Here is a 17,975-nt window from a genome sequence, read left to right on the forward strand (position 1 = left end):
CCGGTCGTGACTCAGTGCTGGGCGCGCGGGTCGCGGCCGATCGGGTGCGGCTCGTTGCGCGCTCGGGCGAGTTCGATCTGCTTCTGTCGCTCGCGCGCGCTGGCGCGGGTCTTCTCCGGCAGTGAGTCCCAGCAGTGGGGACAGCTGATGCCCGGTGAATACCGCTCGGAGGCCTGATCCGCCGCGGAGATCGGCCGGCGGCAGGCATGACACTGTTCGAATTCGCCTTTGCTCAGGTCGTGTCGCACGGTCACCCGGTTGTCGAAGACGAAGCAGTCGCCGCGCCAGCGGGTCTCGCTCTCCGGCACTTTCTCCAGATAGTTGAGAATGCCACCCTTCAGGTGAAAGACTTCATCGAAGCCTTCGTTGAGCATGAAGCTCGACGCTTTCTCGCAGCGAATGCCGCCGGTGCAGAACATTGCCACCTTCTTGTGACGGGCGGGATCGTAGTGCTCGCGAACGTAGTCGGGGAACTCGCGAAACGAACGGGTTTCAGGGTCGACCGCGCCTTCGAAGCTGCCGATCGCGACCTCATAGTCGTTGCGGGTATCGATCACCAGGACTTCGGGATCGTCGATCAGGTCGTTCCACTGCTCGGGTTCGACGTAGGTGCCGACGCGCGTGTTGGGGTCGACGCCTTCGACGCCCATGGTCACGATCTCGCGCTTGAGCTTGACCTTGGTGCGGTAGAACGGATGCGCGTCGCAGTAGGACTCCTTGTGATCGAGTGCCGCCAGCCGCGGATCGCGCTTGAGCCAATCGAGCAGGGCAGCGATGGCATCCGGTGTCCCGGAGACGGTGCCGTTGATGCCCTCGCGGGCGAGCAGCAGCGTGCCCTTGACGTCGAGTCGTTTCATCTCCGCGAGCAGCGGCTCGCGCAGGGCTTCGAAGTCGTCGAGTGTCACGAACTGATAAAGCGCCGCGACGACGATCGGTCGGTCGTTGGTCATGCAAAAACTCCTGGCAGTCGCCCGCGTAAAGGGCGGACCGGGTCGGCCTGTATCGATATCGGAAAACGCCTGGGCGTTTCTGTCGAAACGATAGGGCGTTCGAAACGAAAGGGCGTTCGAAACGAGAGCGCGCTCGGCTGAAGGCCCGAGCGCACCGGCTACGCGACGGGACGTGCGCCCGTCGGATGCCGCATTTTACGCCGCTGGCCAAAGAGGTCCAGTGACAGCGGGTCGCGGCGACAGGGATCGCCGCGCGGGCATGGACTTTCCCGTTGCGAGCCGTTATTGATAACGGCTGTCGTAAACATGGGTTAAGTCGTGTCTACACAAGAGAACGATCGGCGTAGCGAAAACCCGGCGCGGGCCTCGGTATCGGCCGTTCTCGCAGCGATGCTGCTGTGGGGTGGCTGGTGTTTCTTCACCAATGCGGAGGCACCGTGGCCTGCGCGTGTCGGCATGGCACTGGCGCAGGCGCTGGCCAGCGGTGTCATCACCGGGTGCCTGGCTCGGAGCGTGACAGGCGCCATGGCACGCTGGGGCCGAAGGCCAGCCGCCTGCTGGCTGGTGCCGCTGAGTGTGGTCGCGGTGACTGGCAGTGCGCTCTGGCCTGCATTGGGCGCTCGGAACGCCAGCGCTGGCGCGAACCATCGCGCCGCCCATCGTGGTTGCCTGGAGCTACTGCCAGTGGCTCGCCTGGCGGGAGGCGACGACGCTACGCCGCGCGCCTCATGACGCCGATGCCTTACGGAGGCGGTTGCCCTGACGGCAATCTTCTCGTTATCTCCCTCTCTTCCTCTTCGTTCAGGAGTCCTACCGTGCCATCTCCCTCCGCCAACCGGCGGCCGATCAAGAGCCGTGACCACCGCGTCGCGCAGCGCACCGCGACGTGGTTGAACCGGCGTGGTTTCACACCGAACGAGATCTCGCTGGCCAGTATCGCTTTCGCCGCCTTCGGCGCGCTGATGCTGGTGGCCTGGCGCCATGCCACGGGCGGCGCACAGTGGCTTCTGCCGCTGCTGGCCATCATCGGTATTCAGGGGCGCCTGCTGTGCAACCTGTTCGATGGCATGGTGGCGGTAGAGGGCGGGCGTTCGACGCCCGCCGGTGAACTCTACAACGATATGCCCGACCGGGCTGCGGATGCGCTTCTGCTGGTCGCCGCGGGCTATGCCGCGAGTGCGCTCTGGTCGTTGGGTGTCTGGCTTGGCTGGCTGGCGGCACTACTGGCGGTCGCGACCGCCTACGTGCGCGTGCTGGGTGCCTCGATGGGCGCGCCGATGCGGTTCTCCGGGCCGATGGCCAAGCAGCATCGCATGGCGCTGCTGAGCGGCGCCTGTCTGCTCAGCGTGCTCGAGCCCTATTTTTGGCCCAAGGGCATCGTGATGCTGCTCACCGTGGTCGCCATCGCCGTCGGCAGTGCCGTGACCATCGCGCGTCGTACGCGCGATATCCACGAGCACTGCGAATCCGCGGCGGCTGCCCTGCCGGCAGGAGCGGATGATGTTTGAGATCGCCCCGCACGTGGAGACGGTGGTCATCGCGGTGTTGGCGCTGCTCTGCGTGGCTAGTCTGTCGCGGGTGTGGATGGGGCAGCGTCAGCCCGAGCGCGACCTGCTCGAACTCAAGCAGCGCATCCGCTCCTGGTGGTGGATGATCGGGTTACTGTTCGTTGTCCTGCTGCTCAATCGTGACGCCGGTATCGTCTTCTTCGCCTGCCTGAGCTATCTGGCGCTCAAGGAGTTCTTCTCGATCGTGCCGACGCGCCTGGTAGACCGGCGCGTGCTGTTCTGGGCCTATCTGGCGATCCCGCTGCAGTATCTGTGGATCTGGCAGGAATGGTACGGCATGTTCAGCGTCTTCGTGCCGGTCTACGTCTTCCTGTTCCTGCCGGTACGCATGCTGCTGCTCGGCGACAGTCAGGGTTTCATCCGCGCGGCGGGGGTGATCCACTGGATGGTGATGCTGGCGATCTACTGTATTGGTCACCTGGCGGCGCTGCTGACGTTGCCGGTGCTCAACCCGGCGGCTGGCTATCTGGGGCCGGTGCTGTTCGTGCTGTTCATCACCCAGTTCAACGATGTCTGCCAGTACGTCTGGGGCAAGCGTATCGGCAAACGCCCGATTCTGCCGCGCGTCAGCCCCAACAAGACCTGGGGCGGCTTTCTCGGCGGTGGCCTGACGGTGACGCTCTGCGCCGGGCTCGTCGGCCCGTATCTGACCGGCATGTCCTGGTCGCTCGCGCTGGCCGCGGGGGCGGTGATCGCGGTGTGCGGCTTCTTCGGCGATGTGGTCATCTCCTCGGTCAAGCGCGACCTCGGCATCAAGGACACCGGCCAGCTGATTCCGGGGCACGGCGGGATTCTCGACCGTCTCGACAGCATCATCTACACGGCGCCGGTCTTCTTCCATTTCTATCGCTACTTCGCGTACTGAGGTGCCGTCATGCAGCGCTGGCTGAAAGTGCTCTTCTTCCTGTTGCTGGTGCGGCCACTGATCGTGTTCGTCATCGGTCTCAACGTATTCCAGCGCGAACGCCTGCCGCGACGTGGTCCACACGTGCTGGTCGCCAATCACAACAGTCATCTCGATACCCTGGTGCTGATGAGTCTGTTTTCCTGGCGTGATCTGCACCGGGTGCGCCCTGTGGCGGCGGCGGACTACTTTCTCGCCAACCGCTGGCTGGCGTGGTTCTCGACCCATGTGCTCGACATTATCCCGATTCGACGCGACGGCGGCGGCAATCGGCGGGATCTGATGGCCGACTGTCGCGCGGCGCTGGCGGCCGGCGATATCGTGATCCTGTTTCCCGAGGGCAGTCGCGGTCGACCGGAAGCGATGCAGCCGCTGAAGAAGGGCGTCTTCCATCTGCTCAAGACACACCCCGAGATACCGCTGACGCCGGTCATGCTGCGGGGGCTGGGGCGAGCGTTGCCCAAGGGCGAGGCACTGCTGGTGCCGCGCAACTGCGACGTGGCGATCGGCGAGGCGATGCAGGTTGGCGATGACAGCGCCGCTTTCATGGGCGCACTCGAGGCCGCATTCGAGACGCTGGCCGAGCAGTGCCGGGGCAGTGCCTGGCTCGACGAGTGGCAGTAGCGTAGACGTTGGACCTTCACCATTAACCGGCGAATGGCGAGACGTCGGCCAGGCTGTCGGCGATATGGCGCGCGATCATCAGATCGAGGTGCGCCCCTCCGCCATTCTTGTAGAACGTGATCTCGTCGCGGTCGCGCCGTCCGACCCGGCCGGCGATCAGATCGTAGAGGTCGCCGAGGATATCGCCGGCGGCAATCACGCCGGCATCGAGCGGAATCTTCAGCTCACCGATGTGACCGAGCGTGGTTTCGCGGCTGTCGACGAAGAGCCGGCTGCGGCGTAGCAGGACGTCGTCGGCCTCGCGCATGTCCGCCTTGTAGGCGCCGATCAGGTCGACGTGCGTTCCCGGTCTGAGCCACTGCCCCTCGAGAAACGGCGTACGGGACATCGTCGCGCTGGCGAGGATATCGGCACGGGCGACCGCGGCGGCCAGGTCTGGCGTGGCCGTGACGGTCAGGCCGCGCTCGGTAAACCGTTCGGCGAGCGCTCTGGCCTTTTCGGGCGTGCGATTCCATACCGTGACCTGCTCGAGCCCGGGAAACAGGGAGGTATAGCCGTCGATCAGGCTGGCCGCAACCCGGCCCACGCCGCAGACCAGCAGATGGCGGCTGTCCGGCCGGGCCAGCAGCCGGGCGCCGAGTAGCGAGTCGCCGACCGTCTTGAGCTCGGTGACCAGGCGGCTGTCGATGATCGCCTTCAACTGGCCGTCTTCCGGCGCGAAGTAAAGCATCGCGCCCTGGACGGTATCCAGGCCGCGAGCCGCGTTGCCGTCGAAGACCGTCACCGCCTTGGCGCCATACCTCACACCGGGGATGAAGCAGGAGCGGTTGAGCAGCGTCTTGTCGGCGGGACCGAGAAAGGTGTCGTCGATCTCCGGGCGGGCGGCGCGATGGCCTTCGCGCAGCGCCTCGACGGCAGCTTCCCAGGTAAGCCGATCGCGGACGTCGGCGTAGCGGATATGGCGTGTCATGCAGGACTCCAGCCGGGATCGAAGCCTCATGGTCGGTTACCGACGGCGCGCTGTCACGCCTCGTCGAGTCCACTCAGCGTGCGTGCCGCCATCGCGTCGAGCCCCGAGGTCACTCGCAGATCGTGCTGGATCGCTTCACGCTCCGCCCGAGGACGATGCTGACTCGCCTTGCGCTTGCCGTCGACCGACACGATGGTCAGTTCGACGCCGACGATCGCCTGGCAGAGCGCATCGATGAAAGTCGCCGGCGCGTCGTTGACCGCCCAGGGTGCGGGTCGCTCTGTCTCGAAGCGCGCGGTCAGATCGGTCACCAGCGACCGGAGCCACGCCGGCTCGTCGATCAGCCGTAGCTGGCCGCGAACCTGCACGACCTGGTAGTTCCAGGTGGGCACCACCCGACCGTGCTCGCGCTTGGCCGGATAGATGCTGGGGCTGATGTACGCCTGCGGGCCGTGGAAGATCGCCATGGCACTGCGCGGTGCGGCGAGAGCCGCCAGCGGGTTGGCGCGGGCGACATGGCCGCGCAGCGCTCCGGCGAGTGAAGCGGCCCAATCGGTGTTGTCCGCCATGGGCATCGGTGGCTCGCCGGGATAGCGCAGTAGCGGCAAATGGTCGGTCGAGATCGCGCCGGTGTCGTCGGTCGTGACCAGCGTGGCGAAGGGGGCATCGTCGATGGCGCGGGCCAGTGCCACCGGCGAGTCTAGGCGGAAGCGGTCGGGGAGATACATGCGTTACGTTTCCGTCGTGCCGGACGCCGCCAGGAGAGACGTCAGGCGCGACAATGCCTGCCGTTGCCGGCCCACGGCGTCGAAGTTGTCGGGTGCCAGCCAGCGGCGGTGTGCGCGCTGCAGGGCGGGCCATTCGGTATCCAGGATCGCGAACCAGGCGGTGTCGCGATTGCGACCGCTGACCACCCGATGCTGGCGAAATACTCCCTCGAAGCGGAAGCCGAGCCGCTCGGCAGCCCGACGCGACGGCGCATTGAGCGCGTCGCACTTCCACTCAACCCGGCGATAGCCGAGGGCGAAGGCATGCTCGATCATCAGCGAGAGGGCCTCGCTCGACAGAGGCGTGCGCGCCATGCGGGGCGCAAAGCTCAGGTGGCCGATTTCGAGTGCACCCTCGGCCGGCACGATGCGCAGATAGGTCGCCATGCCCAGCGCATCGCCGCTGTCCCGATCGACCACGGCATAACAGACCAGATCGATATCAGCGGCCATGCGGCTCAGCCACGCTTCGCAGCTCGCCTTGTCATTGAAAGGCCGTCCGCCCAGATAGGTCCAGCGCGCGTGGCCGTCGTCTTCGGGGAAATGCGGGTCAGGCTGTTGCCAGGCTTGCCACAATGAGGAGCCGTGGCGCGCTGCCTCGAGCGGTTCCAGCCGGCAATAGTGGCCTTCGCGCAGGCGGCCATCCGGCCGCGGGGGGATCTGCCAGCCATCGAGATCGTGTCCTACCGGTTGGCCGAAGCGGTCGGTCGCGAGGCTCATGAGGTTTCCCCGCAGCCACAGTCAGCGAGTTCCTCGGCCCGCAGGGCGCCTGGCGCCGCGCCCGTTGCCACCGGGTGGCCATCGCGTTTCCAGAAATCCAGGCCACCCAACAGCTCCTTGACCCGCAGGCCGGCGCTCGCGAGCTTGAAGGCGCCGCGGGTCGAGCCGTTGCAGCCGATACCGTCGCAGTAGCAGACGTAGACGCGATCCTTCGATAGCGCGGTCAGTCGTGCCGGCGTCATCTCGACGTGGGGCAGGCTGAGGGCGCCGGGGATATGCCCGGCGGCGTAGCGTTCCGGCGCGCGGGTATCGATGACGACAAGTGCCTCGACGCCGCTGGCGAGATCCACTGCCAGGTCCCAGGCGTCGCTGTACCGGGCGAGCTTTTCCGCCATGGCGACGGCCATGAGATCGGGCGCCACGGGAGGCGTGTCGAGAACCAGAGAGGGGGCGGTCATGTTGCACTCCTAGAAAAGGGGCCGAAGAAGGCCAATCACGAGTCGGGCCTACTGCGTCACGCTCAGCAGATAGGTGTCGAAGGCGTCGTCGCGTTGCCAGCCGAGCGCTCGATAGCGCGACTGGGCTTCCGCGTTATCGACTTGCGTGCGCAGCATGAGCTTGGGCACGCCGTGGGCGGCGGCGAGCTCGCGGGCGGCCTCGAGTAGCGCCGTGCCTGTGCCACGCCGGCGAACATCGGGATCGACGTAGAGATCATTGAGAATCCAGCGTGGGGCGAGGTCGTTGGTCGAGGGAACCGGAAATAGCTGCACGAAGCCGACGGCCCGGTGATGTTCGAACGCCAGCAGCAGATGCGCATCGCCCTTGGCGAAGCGCGCCGCCAGGAAGTGGCGCACGCCATCGGTATCAGGCGGCTGCCGGTAGAAGCGACGGTAGGATTCGACCAGCGGCACCAGCGTGTCGAGATCCTGGGCATCGGCCTGACGAAGGGTCAGCATGGATATAGTCTCTTCTTCGGTGGATGACGTCACCGCAGTTTGGCGCGATAGTGGTTCCCGAATAAGGTCCAGTTATGACAGAAATGGGGGGACCAGTGGCCGACTTCCGTGCGCGTCGCCTGTGGGTCGTGGATGCGCTTCGCATGCGTCTGGCGGCGCCGGCATCGACAACCCTGAATCAGCGCCTCTACGACGCGCTGCGTGACTGGATCCAGAGCGGTGAGCTGGCGGCCGGTAGCCTGCTGCCGTCGTCGCGTCAGCTGGCAGGCGAGCTCCGGATCGGGCGCAACAGCGTGGTCACGGCGATCGAGCGGCTGGTGGCGGAGGGGTTCGTGGAGACTCGGCCCGGTGCCGGCGCTTTCGTCAGCGAGTGGGGCGCACGCGGGGGCGTAGAGATCGATGACTCGCCCACGGCGATGCCGACACTGTCACGCCGCGGCACACGCGTGCTGGCATTTGGTGCCACGCTGGCGGCGCGCCACACGGCCTTCGCGCCCGGGGTGCCGGCGCTGGATCGCTTTCCCCGCGAGCGCTGGCAGCGCCTGCTCCGGCGACATCAGCAGCGTGCACCGGTCGACTGGTTCGACTATCAGACCCAGGGCGGTGTCCCGGCGCTGCGAGAGGCACTGTGCGACTATCTGCGGCTGTCGCGTTCGGTACGCTGTCATCCCGATCAGATTCTGATCACCCAGGGCGCACAGCAGGGCTTCGAGCTGATCGCCCGATTGCTGGCCGACGCGGGCGACAGCGTCTGGCTGGAGGAGCCGGGGTATGGCGGGGCGCAGGCCTGTTTCGCCTCAGCCGGTCTCGAGCTGCAGCCGGTCGAGGTCGATGCGCACGGGGTCAACCTCGATCGCGTGCCGGCCGGGGCGGCGTCGCCAGCGTTGATCTACGTGACGCCGTCGCACCAGTATCCCAGCGGCGTCACGCTCAGCCTGGCGCGTCGTACCGCCCTGCTCGAAACCGCCAAGCGCCTCGGCGCCTGGATCATCGAGGATGACTACGACAGCGAATTTCGCTATGCCAGCGCGCCGCTCGCCTCGCTGCAGGGCCTGGTAGCGTCGGCGCCGGTCATCTATGTCGGGACGTTCAGCAAGGTGCTCTACCCTGGGCTGCGACTGGGCTATCTGGTCCTGCCGGAAGCGTTGGTGGAACCGTTCCGCCGCGCCAATGCGAGGCTCCATCGCGAGGGGCAGTATCCGGTACAGGCCGCGCTGGCCGACTTTATCGCCGAAGGGCATTTCGCGCGCCATGTGGCGACAATGCGCGACTGCTACCGCCAGCGGCAGGCGTGCCTGCGCGAGGCGCTGGCGCCTGCGGTGCGGCAAGGGCTGGTGTTGTCGGAAGGGCAGGCGGGCATGCATCTGGTCGCCGAGCTGGAGAGTCATGCGCTCGAATCGGTGCTGGTGTCGCGAGCGCGGGCGCAGGGCATCCTGCTGTCACCATTGTCGGCATTTTACCTGGAAAGCCCGGGCCGTCCGGGGCTGGTGCTCGGCTACGCCGGCGCGACGGCTGCGGAGATTGCGGCCGCCGGTGCCTGGCTGGCCGGCGCCTGGTTGTCCGCCTCCGGCAGGGCTGCCACTCGGGCCGGTGGGGCGACGTGAAGAGATCGCCGGTTATCACCGGTCGCGCATGAAAAAGCCCCCGCCGCCGTCGACGGAGGGGGCTTGTCTCGCCCGGCGTTACCGGGTCACGAGATCGTCGCGATCACTCGTCCTGCAGCGTCGCGCGCAGCTCGGCAACCTCCTCGGCCGAGACAGCGTCGGCCGCATTGCCCCAACTGTTGCGGACGAACGTGAGCACGTTGGCGACATCGTCATCGCTCAGGTTCCAGCCCAGCGCCGGCATGGCCGGGGCCGTCGGCTTGGCATCGGTCGCGACGGCGCGGCTGCCGGCCAGGACCACGCGAATCAGCGAGGTCGGATCGTCGCCGTTGACCACCGGGCTGCCGGCGAGCTGCGGAAACATGCCGGTCTCGCCGCTGCCGTCCGGTGTGTGGCAGCCGGCGCAGCGGTCGAAATAGATGGCGCTGCCCGCACTGACCTGGGCGTTCTCGGCATCGAGCGCTGCTGGCGCCGCCTCGGCCTGCCAGTCGTCGGCCAGACCGGCACCGCTCTGGAGGTAGCGCGCGACCGCGTGCAGATCCTCGTCCGTCCAGTACTGCGAGGAGTGACGCACTTCGTCGGCCATCGGTCCGGAGGCAAAGTCGTAACGGTTACCGCCGGTCTTCAGGTACTCGACCAGCTCGTCCTCGCTCCAGCCGCCGATGCCCTTGTGGGCGTCGGGCGTGATGTCGGGCGCGTACCAGTTGTCGATGACGGCGCCGGAGAACTTGTCGCCGCCTTCACCGCCCATGAAGTTGCGCGGTGTGTGGCAGGTGCCACAGTGACCGAGTCCTTCCACTAGGTAGGCGCCGCGATTGATGTCGTCCGGCTGATCCGGGTCCGGTGCGAAGTCGGTGTCCTCGAAGTTGAGCCAGTTCCAGCCCATCATTGCCAGGCGAATATTGAAGGGGAACGGCAGTTGATTCGCGTCGACCTCGTGATCGACCGGATCGACGGTCTGCAGGTAGGCCCACAGGTCCCGCAGGTCCTCGTCACGCATCAGAGTGTAGGTGGGGTAGGGCATGGCCGGGTAGAGGTGATATCCCCCCTTGCCGATGCCTTCGGTCATCGCCGCCTTGAAGTCATCGAAGGTCCAGTCGCCGAGCCCGGTTTTCGCATCCGGCGTGATATTGGGTGCCATCAGCGTCCCGAAGGGCGTTTCCAGCGAGACGCCGCCGGCCAGCGGCTGCGCGTCGCTTTCGGTGTGACAGGCAGCGCAGTCGCCGACCACGCTGAGGTAGCGGCCGTGCTCGATGTCCTGATACTCGGTACTGGCGGCACTGGCACTCGAGGAGAGTGCGACGAGGGATGTGCCGGCGAGGCCGAGCAGGGTGAAGCCGATGCGCGTTGTCATGTCGTGATCATCTCCCCGGGACGACGCAGATAGTGGTTGACGATGCCGTCGGCCGCCTTGAACGCAAGTGCGCCGACCGTGCCGGTCGGGTTGTAGCCCGGGTTCTGCGGAAAGGCGGAGGCGCCGACCACGAACAGGTTGGGGACATCCCAGACCTGAAGGTACTTATTGACCGAGCTGTGGCTCGGGTCGGCGCCCATGACGAAGCCGCCAACCACGTGGGAGGACTGATAAGGGCGGCCATCCCAGGGGCCGGTACGCGGTTTCGCTACCATCTGGCGCGGGTTCATGCGCTTGGCGATCTCGGTCACCTTGTCGGTGACGTACTGCGCCATCTTCAGATCGTTGTCGGTGAAGTCGAAGGTGATACGCAACAGCGGCCGGCCGAGGCGGTCGCGGTAGGTCGGGTCGAGCGAGAGATAGTTGTTCGGCGAGGCGTAGTTGCTCGCCTCGCAGCCGATCGACATGGTGCTGGCGTAGTTGTCGACGGTCGAACGCTTCCACTGCGATCCCCAGCGCGGCGTGCCGGGCGGGGTCGGGCGCGAGTTGATCGGTGCGGCGCCGATCGGCGTCACGCGGGTACTGCCGCCGCCGAAGAAGCCGAGACCCGAGTGATCGAAGTTGTCGTTGTTGAACTCGTCGATCCCCATGCCGACGGCACCGGCGCCGATGAAGGGATTGAAGTTCTTGTCATCGAAGAAGAGCTGCACGCTGTTGGCGGTCTGGTAGGCGTAGTTGCGCCCGGTGGTGCCGCGACGTGTGATCGGGTCGTAGGCTTCGCCGATATTCGAGGTGAGCATCAGGCGCACGTTCTCGAAGGTGAAGGCGGCGATGACGACGATATCGGCCGGTTGCTCCCACTGGCGGCCGGCGGAATCGACGTAGACGATGCCGGTGGCGCGGCGGCCGTCGGAGTCGGTGGTGACCCTGAGCACCTCGCAGAGCGTGCGTGCCTCGAAGTTATCCTTGCGGATCAGTGTCGGCAGCACCGTGGTGATCGAACTCGCCTTCGAGTAGTTGGCGCAGCCGTAGTTGGTGCAGAAGCCGCAGAACGTGCAGGGCCCCATGGTGACGCCGAGCGGGTTGGTATAGGTTTCGGAGACCAGCGACGACGGCACCGGAAAGGGCTGGTAGCCCATCTCGCGGGCGGTATCGGCAAACAGCGTTGGCGAGTAGGGCTGTTTCAGCGGCGGCGTGGGGTAATCGCTCGAGCGCACGCCCTCGAACGGGTTGCCGCCCGCCTGTCGACCGCGGGCCAGGTTGGCCGCACGGCCGGAGGTGCCGGCGAGCTTTTCGAAAGCGTCGTAGTGCGGCTCCATCTCGTTCCAGTCGGTGCCCCAGTCCTGGAGTGACAGCTCATCGGGAATCGAGCCTGCGCCGTAGCGCTCCTCGAGATGGCTGCGCAGCCGAAACTCCTCGGGCTGGAAACGGAAGGTGATCCCGGCCCAGTGGTTGCCGGCGCCGCCGGTGCCGTTACCGGGGTGGAACGAGCCCCACTGGCGCATCGGCAATGCGGTCTGCGAGGGGGTGTTGCGCATGGTGATGGTGTTCTGCGCGGTCCGCAGCATCAGTTCCTGACGCTGGGCGTAGCGCAGTTCGTCGGTCACCGAGGCGATGTTGAAATCTTTGGCGGTGTCGCGCCACGGGCCACGCTCGACGCCGACGACGCTCAGGCCGGCGTCGACGAGTTCGTTGGCGATGATTGCGCCGGCCCAGCCGAGCCCGACCACCACCGCATCGGTACGGGGAAGTTTGGTTGCCATGATCTTTACGGTCCCTAGGGGCTTGTTTCAGAGCTGATTCAGGGCTTCTGTCGGGAGCCATGTCGGCGAGCTAGGCCGGCGTGCTCCAGTCGCCGCGGCCCTGAATGCTGACCGGTTCGAAGGCGAGGTCTTCGTTGTGACGTTCGATATAGTCGCGGTAGTCGTAGCGGGCGCCGGGAAATCCGACCATCTTCCACGCCACCATGTCTCGGTTGCCGCCGTACATCGGGTCGGCGAAAAAGCCTTCCATGGTGTTTTGTAGAACGATCTCGAAGAACGCCACCGAGTCGATGTCGTCGAGTGCGATATCGCCGCTTTCGAGCTGGGCGAGTATCGCGTCGCGCTGCTCTCCGCCGAGATCCTTGAACAGGGCGTCCTGGGTGTTGCGGCAGTGATCGTCGAGCGAGGCCAGGCCGAGTCGGTAGCGCTGTTGTGGGGTCAGCGGTGACTGATCGCCTTGCTGCGGGGTGCCTGCCTGAAACGGGCCATGCATGTAGCGGCGTTCGTAGTCGCCGTATAAGCCGGCAAGCTGACGGTCGATGAATACGGCGCAGCCGGCGTCCTTGCCACTGACGCTCAGGTCGTCGGCGGGGATCAGGCGTTCGACGATCGCCTCGACGGTCGCGGCTTCATCCGGTGTGAAAAATTGCCAATCGGCGTCGTCGTCCACCGGCGTGGCGGCAATATTGGAAAACGGCTGCCACTCGGGGGTGTCGGTATAGCTCAGGGCGCGGGCGGTGCCGGACGCACCGACCAGCAGCGCTGCCGACGAGCCCAGAAGCTGTCGGCGGGTCAGACCGCCTGCCTTGGCGGTATCGCGGGTTTTGCTCATCACGGTTCCCTAACGGTCATGTCGGCCCGGCTCCCGAACGGGGCGGGCACGGGAGAAACCATCGCTAGACGGGAAATAGATATAGTTGAATTAGATAACGTGCTAACGACCTCTTTCAATCTAGGGGATGCGACAATTGATCGCAATACGAAAGTCGCAATTTGGCGTCGCCTTCGGCGAGGAACCCGAGCCAAAAGTCTTTGCTGGTCAGTGCCGATCACGCTTGCAAGCGACGTGTGCTGGCAGGAAGCAGGCGCCAGACGGCGGAATGGCTGTGGCAGGAGAGCGTGAGCGGAGAGGGTGAAAGGAAACGGAGGCAAGGAAACGAAGGAAGGCGATACCTGCCGGAGAGTGAGGGCGCGGCGGGTATGAGTTATCGGCCGGTCGTGGGCGAGAGTATGGGTGAGGCAGTGAGGCTTTCGGCGTCAGGCATCGCCCTCTCCCTCGCCGTCGTCTGTCTCCGGGGCACCGCGGCGGCTGCGCGGCGCTTGCCTACGCGGTGCGTCACGTCGTGCCCGTCGCGACGCGCTGCCGGCGGTTTCGTCTTCCCGCTCGCCCGTGCGGGTATCGATCCCTTCAGGGAAGTAGACGCGAGACGTCGGCAGCGCCAGTGCGGCACCGTGGCGGTCGATGACGTCGCGGATCTTGAGCAGGATATCCTGCTTGATCTCGTGGAAGCGCTGCCAATCGGTTTCACGGGTGAAGGCATAAATCAGGATGTCGAGGGAATATTGGCCGAATGTCTCGAAATTGACCGTAATCAGCTCGTCCTGATCGATCTCGTCGTGCTGCTGGAGCAGGTCGCGGATATCTCGCGTGATCGCCTCCATGACGCCGATGTCCTGATAGCGGATACCGACCGTCTCCCATAGCCGGCGGCTGACCATGCGTGTCGGCGTTTCGACCGAAATCTGGCTGAACCAGGCGTTGGGTACATAGAGCGGCGGACCGGCGAAGGTGCGAATGGTGGTCAGGCGCCAGCCGATATCCTCGACGATGCCCTCGATCTCGCGTTCTGGGGAGCGGATCCAGTCGCCGACGACGAAAGGCTTGTCCAGGTGAACCACCATGCCGCCGAAGAAGTTGGCGATGACATCGCGCGCGGCGAAGCCGATCACCAGACCGCCGAAGCCGCCCATGGCGAGGATGCTCGACATGGAAACGCCCAGGATCTGCAGGCCGATCAGGATGAGCGAAACGATCAGAATCGCGCCGACGATTTTGGTCAGCGCTGAGGCCGAGGTCGGGTCGACCGGCTTGGCGCGACACTTGACCGGCGGAAAGACCAGTCGCTGTTCGAGGCGTCGGGCGAGCCGGATGCCGCCCCAGGCCAGCAGCAGCAGGGTGATCAGCGCGCCGGTCCGCGCCAGGACCGTTGTCAGTGCCTGAATCTCGAAGTGAGCGCCGACGATGCCGAGGCCGACCATCAGTGCCGTACACCAGATCCACCAGCGAAGCGGCGACCGCAGTCCGTGAAGGATCGGATCGTCCCAGCGGCGAGGCGATTCCCGCAGGCGCATTTCAAGGCGCTTGAGCGTGACGTGAAGCGAAACGTCGGCAATGATCGCCACGATCAGGATGACCAGAGGCAGCAGTACCCAGCCGGGCACGTTGATCCACTGCCCAAGGGTTTCCTGCGCGCGGGAAAACAGATGGGTGACCTGATCGACGATCGTCCTTTCCTCTTGCTGTCGGCGTCTGGCGTCTCGGTTAGATCGGCGACCGAGGTGGGGCGCCGAGGTACCGTTAACCCGAGAAAGCGTAGCGGGCTGCGGGCCGCACTGCCAGCCGGGTGGCCAGAGCCTCGGCGGCGTCAGGCTAGTGAGTCATGCACGCAATCGGCGCGCTTGGCCTCCTGAGCCTTCAAGCATGACAGCAGCGTTTGGCTTTCTTGCCGCTACCGCACGGACAGGGGGCGTTGCGCGAAACGCTGGATGCGCGCGGGGTTTCGGGTGCGGGATCGAGCACGCCGTCCACGTAGACCCAGGCGCCACCTCGGCGACGAAAGCGTGAACGTTCGTGAAGTGTTTGCGGTTGTGTAACCGAACCGTCTCTCGGTACACAGCGGGCCTTGAACTCGACGCTGCCGCGGGCGCCGCTGACACCGCTATCGAGGATCTCCAGCCCCAGCCAGTCGTTGTCGCGCGCGTCGAGCGTCTCAGCGGTCAGTTCGGCGGGGCGGCTGTCGCGATCCCAGGTCTCGAGCAGATAGGCGCCGAGCCCGCCCAGCGCAAAGGCGCTGTAGCGCGACCGCATGAGCGCCTCCGGCGTCGAAGCCTTCGCTTCACGGCGATGCAAGGGCGCGCAGCAGTTCGCGTAGGGTATCTCGCTGCCGCAGGGGCAGCGCTGTTCGGTGATGGAATCTGTGGACTGGCCGCTCATTTCGGTAAACTTCCCGAATATTTGTCGCTGAATGTTAAGGCTGCGCTGATCTTATCTCGCGCTTATGGTACAACAGCGTCGCCATGTGGCGTTGCTAGGCTCGTCAATCCATTCGTCAAGCAAGCCAGTTCGTCAAGTCACTCGACGTGCAGGTCGACCAATCTATGTTTCTCGATGAGTTTCACTCCGCCGAGGCGGATCGAATCTGCGTCACCGCCGAGCAGGCCAGTCGCTTCGCGCGCGAGATCGCGGGAGATTACAACCCGATTCACGATCCCTGCGCACGGCGTTTCTGTGTGCCGGGGGATCTGCTTTTCTCGCTGGTGCTGGCGCATTACGGCCTGTCGCAGCGCATGACATTCCATTTCTGCGGCATGGTCGGCGATCGGGTGGCGCTGCGCTTCGTCGAGGACGAGGCGGGCGGCGTCAGCGTCGTCGACGATGCGGGCAAGCAGTATCTCAAGGTCCAGCGCGAAGGCTGGACGATTCGGGACCCCGCCACCGTGGAAACCTTCACGCGGCGTTACGTCGCTTTCTCCGGGCGCAACTTCCCGCACTATCTCAAACCGCTGCTGGAGGATAAGGGCGTGATGTTCAACCCGCAGCGGCCGCTGGTGATCTATGACAGCATGGGCTTCTCGCTGGAAGATCACGACCCCTGCGACCTGGAGCTGGACTTTGCCGGCGCCGAGCTGGACGTGAAGGGCAAGCGGGGCGAGGCGCATCTGGAGTTTCGCATGCGCTGCGGTGAGCGTGACGTGGGCACCGGTTCCAAGAAACTCGTGATCAGCGGCCTGCAGCCCTACGATGCCGATCAGATGGAGACTTTTGTCACCACCTTCGCCCAGTTGAAGGCCGCCAACCCCTGTTCGGCCTGAGCCGTGGCGCGTGTGAAGCTCGGGGCGTGCGCGCCCGTTAGGTCATGGCGCACTCGCACCCGCTTGCCTCGTATGATCATAATGCGGTGAAGCGGCGGCCCTTCTGCGCGGGTCGTCGTCCTCGATCACGCGTCATGGATTCGCCATGAAGGGACACGTCACTCCGTTTCAGTTCTTCATACTGGCACTGTCGTTCTACGTGCTGGGCGCCTTGCTGGCCGATGTCTTCCTAGATCTGCCGCCGGACATTCGTCAACTGTTCGGCTACATGGACTACATCGTCTGTTTCTTCTTCTTCCTCGATTTCTGCTTCCGCTTTCGCGCGGCGCCGAGCAAACGGGGCTATCTGCTGCACTGGGGCTGGCTAGACCTGCTGGCCTGTATTCCGGCGGGGTGGCTGCAGGCCGCGCGTCTGGCGCGCGTGGTGCAGGTCATTCGCGTATTGCGCGCCCTGCGCTCGCTGGAGTTAATCTGGCAACTGCTGTTTCGTAACCGCGCCGAGGGGGTTCTCGCCTCCGCTGCCACGGCAACCGTGCTGCTGGTGGTCTTTGGCGCGACCACCGTGCTGCTGGTGGAAACGCCCAACCCGGACAGCCCGATCAACACGGCAGAGGAAGCGCTCTGGTGGGCCATCGTGACCGTCACCACGGTCGGTTATGGGGACTACTATCCGGTGACAACCCTAGGACGGGTCGTCGCCGTTCTGCTGATGGTCTGTGGCGTCGGGCTCTTCGGTAGTTTCGCGGCCTATATCAGCTCGCTGTTCGTCGAGGATCAGGGGGAGAGCGAGTCGCGCCAGCACAAGGCCAATCGACGGATGATGCGCCACATGATCGAACAAGTCGGAGAGCTGCAAGCCGAGATCGAGTCGCTGCGCGAAGAGCTTCAGGCGCACCGACGGCGGCTGGACGGGCGTGAGGAAGATGACAAACCGAAGCGATAAGCGAAGTCGATAGCATCGATTGGCAAAGTGCATTGCCAGAAAAATATGAGGGTGCTAATATATTTGGCGTCGAATGAAGGTTTCGATATAGCAGTCGTTCGAGTCGCGTCGCAGACGCATCTCCTAGTAACACCCCGCCTCGCCCGCGCATCCCCCCTCTTTGCGCGGGCTTTTTTTGTCTCCGCGTTTGGTACCCGTATTCCGTGTAGCTCTCTCAGCGACTGGCTTTCGCCTTGCTCTCGGGTGCTGGAGCGGCGCGTCTGGCGATTGCCATTCGGGGCTTGAGGCTCGGTCGAGCGGGCGTGGCGCCATGTCGCTGGCTCGCCCAGTCATCGGCCGGTAGACTGCGCGCTCTTTCAACTTGAGGATCGCCCCCGTGACGCCGTCTCCCGCCTGTCCCCAGTGTGGCTCCGAATTCGTCTATCCGGATGCCGACCTCTTCATCTGCCCGGAGTGCGCCCACGAGTGGTCTCGTCACGGCGACGAGGATACCGACGAGACTCCGGCGCCGATCACCGATGCCCATGGCACGCCGCTAGCCGATGGCGATAGCGTGACCGTGATCAAGGATCTCAAGATCAAGGGCTCGTCCCAGGTCGTGAAGGTCGGCACCAAGGTCAAGAGCATTCGTTTGATCGACGGCGATCACGATATCGACTGCAAGATCGACGGGATCGGGGCGATGAAGCTTAAGTCGGAGTTCGTCAAAAAGGCGTGAGCAGGGCCCGACAAGTGGCCGGGCGAGAGGTGGGGCGCTAAC

At 65.2% G+C, this 17,975-nt stretch carries 19 protein-coding genes; 8 read left to right on the forward strand and 11 right to left on the reverse strand.

Annotation, left to right across the window (positions count from 1 at the left end):
• Nucleotides 1-11 precede the first annotated feature (11 nt).
• Nucleotides 12-950 carry an oxygen-dependent tRNA uridine(34) hydroxylase TrhO gene (trhO, locus tag MC381_RS08140; RefSeq protein WP_251977235.1) on the reverse strand — a complete coding sequence of 313 codons (939 nt, stop codon included), beginning with the start codon at nucleotides 948-950 and terminating at the stop codon, nucleotides 12-14.
• Nucleotides 951-1,268: 318 nt separating this feature from the next.
• Between trhO and MC381_RS08145 the strand changes: the two genes are divergently transcribed.
• From MC381_RS08145 to MC381_RS08160, 4 genes are all read left to right on the forward strand, one after another.
• Nucleotides 1,269-1,682, forward strand: a complete 414-nt coding sequence (locus MC381_RS08145; protein ID WP_251977236.1) for a hypothetical protein — start codon at nucleotides 1,269-1,271, stop codon at nucleotides 1,680-1,682.
• Nucleotides 1,683-1,765: 83 nt separating this feature from the next.
• Nucleotides 1,766-2,458, forward strand: coding sequence for a CDP-alcohol phosphatidyltransferase family protein (locus MC381_RS08150; protein ID WP_251977237.1), 693 nt, complete (start codon nucleotides 1,766-1,768; stop codon nucleotides 2,456-2,458).
• Nucleotides 2,451-3,383, forward strand: a complete 933-nt coding sequence (locus MC381_RS08155; RefSeq protein ID WP_251977238.1) for a phosphatidate cytidylyltransferase — start codon at nucleotides 2,451-2,453, stop codon at nucleotides 3,381-3,383. Before MC381_RS08150 ends, MC381_RS08155 begins: the two co-directional genes overlap by 8 nt.
• A 9-nt stretch (nucleotides 3,384-3,392) precedes the next feature.
• The gene (locus MC381_RS08160; protein ID WP_251977239.1) at nucleotides 3,393-4,046 is read left to right on the forward strand and encodes a lysophospholipid acyltransferase family protein; all 654 of its coding nucleotides are present in this window, start codon (nucleotides 3,393-3,395) and stop codon (nucleotides 4,044-4,046) included.
• 22 nt (nucleotides 4,047-4,068) lie between these two features.
• Here MC381_RS08160 and MC381_RS08165 read toward each other — a convergent pair whose 3' ends face one another.
• Genes MC381_RS08165 through MC381_RS08185 form a run of 5 tightly spaced genes read right to left on the reverse strand, consistent with a single transcriptional unit; the run spans nucleotide 4,069 to nucleotide 7,459 of the window.
• The gene (locus MC381_RS08165) at nucleotides 4,069-5,016 is read right to left on the reverse strand and encodes an ornithine cyclodeaminase family protein (protein ID WP_251977240.1); all 948 of its coding nucleotides are present in this window, start codon (nucleotides 5,014-5,016) and stop codon (nucleotides 4,069-4,071) included.
• Nucleotides 5,017-5,069: 53 nt separating this feature from the next.
• The gene (locus tag MC381_RS08170; RefSeq protein WP_251977241.1) at nucleotides 5,070-5,744 is read right to left on the reverse strand and encodes an FMN-binding negative transcriptional regulator; all 675 of its coding nucleotides are present in this window, start codon (nucleotides 5,742-5,744) and stop codon (nucleotides 5,070-5,072) included.
• Nucleotides 5,745-5,747: 3 nt separating this feature from the next.
• Nucleotides 5,748-6,503, reverse strand: a complete 756-nt coding sequence (locus tag MC381_RS08175) for a GNAT family N-acetyltransferase (protein ID WP_251977242.1) — start codon at nucleotides 6,501-6,503, stop codon at nucleotides 5,748-5,750.
• Complete coding sequence (locus tag MC381_RS08180; protein WP_251977243.1) at nucleotides 6,500-6,961, reverse strand: rhodanese-like domain-containing protein; 462 nt, start codon at nucleotides 6,959-6,961, stop codon at nucleotides 6,500-6,502. The genes MC381_RS08175 and MC381_RS08180 overlap by 4 nt, the downstream gene beginning before the upstream one ends.
• Nucleotides 6,962-7,009: 48 nt before the next feature.
• Nucleotides 7,010-7,459, reverse strand: a complete 450-nt coding sequence (locus MC381_RS08185) for a GNAT family N-acetyltransferase (protein ID WP_251977244.1) — start codon at nucleotides 7,457-7,459, stop codon at nucleotides 7,010-7,012.
• Between the two features lie 143 nt (nucleotides 7,460-7,602).
• Here MC381_RS08185 and pdxR point away from each other — a divergent pair, with 143 nt between their 5' ends.
• Complete coding sequence (pdxR, locus tag MC381_RS08190) at nucleotides 7,603-9,063, forward strand: MocR-like pyridoxine biosynthesis transcription factor PdxR (protein ID WP_251977480.1); 1,461 nt, start codon at nucleotides 7,603-7,605, stop codon at nucleotides 9,061-9,063.
• A gap of 103 nt (nucleotides 9,064-9,166) precedes the next feature.
• Here the strand turns inward: pdxR and MC381_RS08195 are convergent, their stop codons facing one another.
• The 5 genes from MC381_RS08195 to MC381_RS08215 all read right to left on the reverse strand — a co-directional run bounded on the left by MC381_RS08195 (nucleotide 9,167) and on the right by MC381_RS08215 (nucleotide 15,394).
• The gene (locus MC381_RS08195) at nucleotides 9,167-10,417 is read right to left on the reverse strand and encodes a cytochrome c (protein WP_251977245.1); all 1,251 of its coding nucleotides are present in this window, start codon (nucleotides 10,415-10,417) and stop codon (nucleotides 9,167-9,169) included.
• Entirely contained in the window at nucleotides 10,414-12,180 is a 1,767-nt protein-coding gene (locus tag MC381_RS08200; RefSeq protein ID WP_251977246.1) for a GMC family oxidoreductase, read from the reverse strand. The genes MC381_RS08195 and MC381_RS08200 overlap by 4 nt, the downstream gene beginning before the upstream one ends.
• A 70-nt stretch (nucleotides 12,181-12,250) precedes the next feature.
• Nucleotides 12,251-13,012, reverse strand: a complete 762-nt coding sequence (locus tag MC381_RS08205) for a gluconate 2-dehydrogenase subunit 3 family protein (RefSeq protein WP_251977247.1) — start codon at nucleotides 13,010-13,012, stop codon at nucleotides 12,251-12,253.
• Between the two features lie 425 nt (nucleotides 13,013-13,437).
• Nucleotides 13,438-14,622 (reverse strand): mechanosensitive ion channel family protein, encoded by a 1,185-nt coding sequence (locus MC381_RS08210; RefSeq protein WP_251977248.1) that lies wholly within the window; start codon nucleotides 14,620-14,622, stop codon nucleotides 13,438-13,440.
• 253 nt (nucleotides 14,623-14,875) lie between these two features.
• Nucleotides 14,876-15,394, reverse strand: a complete 519-nt coding sequence (locus MC381_RS08215) for a YchJ family protein (RefSeq protein ID WP_264297428.1) — start codon at nucleotides 15,392-15,394, stop codon at nucleotides 14,876-14,878.
• Nucleotides 15,395-15,558: 164 nt separating this feature from the next.
• Here MC381_RS08215 and MC381_RS08220 point away from each other — a divergent pair, with 164 nt between their 5' ends.
• The 3 genes from MC381_RS08220 to MC381_RS08230 all read left to right on the forward strand — a co-directional run bounded on the left by MC381_RS08220 (nucleotide 15,559) and on the right by MC381_RS08230 (nucleotide 17,933).
• Nucleotides 15,559-16,272 carry a DUF3581 family protein gene (locus MC381_RS08220; protein ID WP_251977250.1) on the forward strand — a complete coding sequence of 238 codons (714 nt, stop codon included), beginning with the start codon at nucleotides 15,559-15,561 and terminating at the stop codon, nucleotides 16,270-16,272.
• A gap of 145 nt (nucleotides 16,273-16,417) precedes the next feature.
• The gene (locus tag MC381_RS08225; protein WP_251977251.1) at nucleotides 16,418-17,215 is read left to right on the forward strand and encodes an ion transporter; all 798 of its coding nucleotides are present in this window, start codon (nucleotides 16,418-16,420) and stop codon (nucleotides 17,213-17,215) included.
• A gap of 376 nt (nucleotides 17,216-17,591) precedes the next feature.
• Nucleotides 17,592-17,933, forward strand: coding sequence for a zinc ribbon domain-containing protein YjdM (locus MC381_RS08230; RefSeq protein ID WP_251977252.1), 342 nt, complete (start codon nucleotides 17,592-17,594; stop codon nucleotides 17,931-17,933).
• Nucleotides 17,934-17,975: the final 42 nt, after the last annotated feature.

The sequence above is a fragment of the Salinicola avicenniae genome, assembly GCF_023736115.1.
In the GTDB taxonomy this organism is placed as follows: Bacteria; Pseudomonadota; Gammaproteobacteria; order Pseudomonadales; family Halomonadaceae; genus Salinicola; species Salinicola avicenniae.

Bases quoted from the DNA above. Each gene is read 5' to 3' on its own strand.
- MC381_RS08225 (WP_251977251.1), top strand. From the start codon at position 16,418: ATGAAGGGACACGTCACTCCGTTTCAGTTCTTCATACTGGCACTGTCG.
- MC381_RS08220 (WP_251977250.1), top strand. From the start codon at position 15,559: ATGTTTCTCGATGAGTTTCACTCCGCCGAGGCGGATCGAATCTGCGTC.
- MC381_RS08215 (WP_264297428.1), bottom strand. From the start codon at position 15,394: ATGAGCGGCCAGTCCACAGATTCCATCACCGAACAGCGCTGCCCCTGC.
- MC381_RS08175 (WP_251977242.1), bottom strand. From the start codon at position 6,503: ATGAGCCTCGCGACCGACCGCTTCGGCCAACCGGTAGGACACGATCTC.
- MC381_RS08165 (WP_251977240.1), bottom strand. From the start codon at position 5,016: ATGACACGCCATATCCGCTACGCCGACGTCCGCGATCGGCTTACCTGG.
- MC381_RS08155 (WP_251977238.1), top strand. From the start codon at position 2,451: ATGTTTGAGATCGCCCCGCACGTGGAGACGGTGGTCATCGCGGTGTTG.
- MC381_RS08205 (WP_251977247.1), bottom strand. From the start codon at position 13,012: ATGAGCAAAACCCGCGATACCGCCAAGGCAGGCGGTCTGACCCGCCGA.
- MC381_RS08200 (WP_251977246.1), bottom strand. From the start codon at position 12,180: ATGGCAACCAAACTTCCCCGTACCGATGCGGTGGTGGTCGGGCTCGGC.
- trhO (WP_251977235.1), bottom strand. From the start codon at position 950: ATGACCAACGACCGACCGATCGTCGTCGCGGCGCTTTATCAGTTCGTG.
- pdxR (WP_251977480.1), top strand. From the start codon at position 7,603: ATGCGTCTGGCGGCGCCGGCATCGACAACCCTGAATCAGCGCCTCTAC.
- MC381_RS08195 (WP_251977245.1), bottom strand. From the start codon at position 10,417: ATGACAACGCGCATCGGCTTCACCCTGCTCGGCCTCGCCGGCACATCC.
- MC381_RS08180 (WP_251977243.1), bottom strand. From the start codon at position 6,961: ATGACCGCCCCCTCTCTGGTTCTCGACACGCCTCCCGTGGCGCCCGAT.
- MC381_RS08185 (WP_251977244.1), bottom strand. From the start codon at position 7,459: ATGCTGACCCTTCGTCAGGCCGATGCCCAGGATCTCGACACGCTGGTG.
- MC381_RS08160 (WP_251977239.1), top strand. From the start codon at position 3,393: ATGCAGCGCTGGCTGAAAGTGCTCTTCTTCCTGTTGCTGGTGCGGCCA.
- MC381_RS08170 (WP_251977241.1), bottom strand. From the start codon at position 5,744: ATGTATCTCCCCGACCGCTTCCGCCTAGACTCGCCGGTGGCACTGGCC.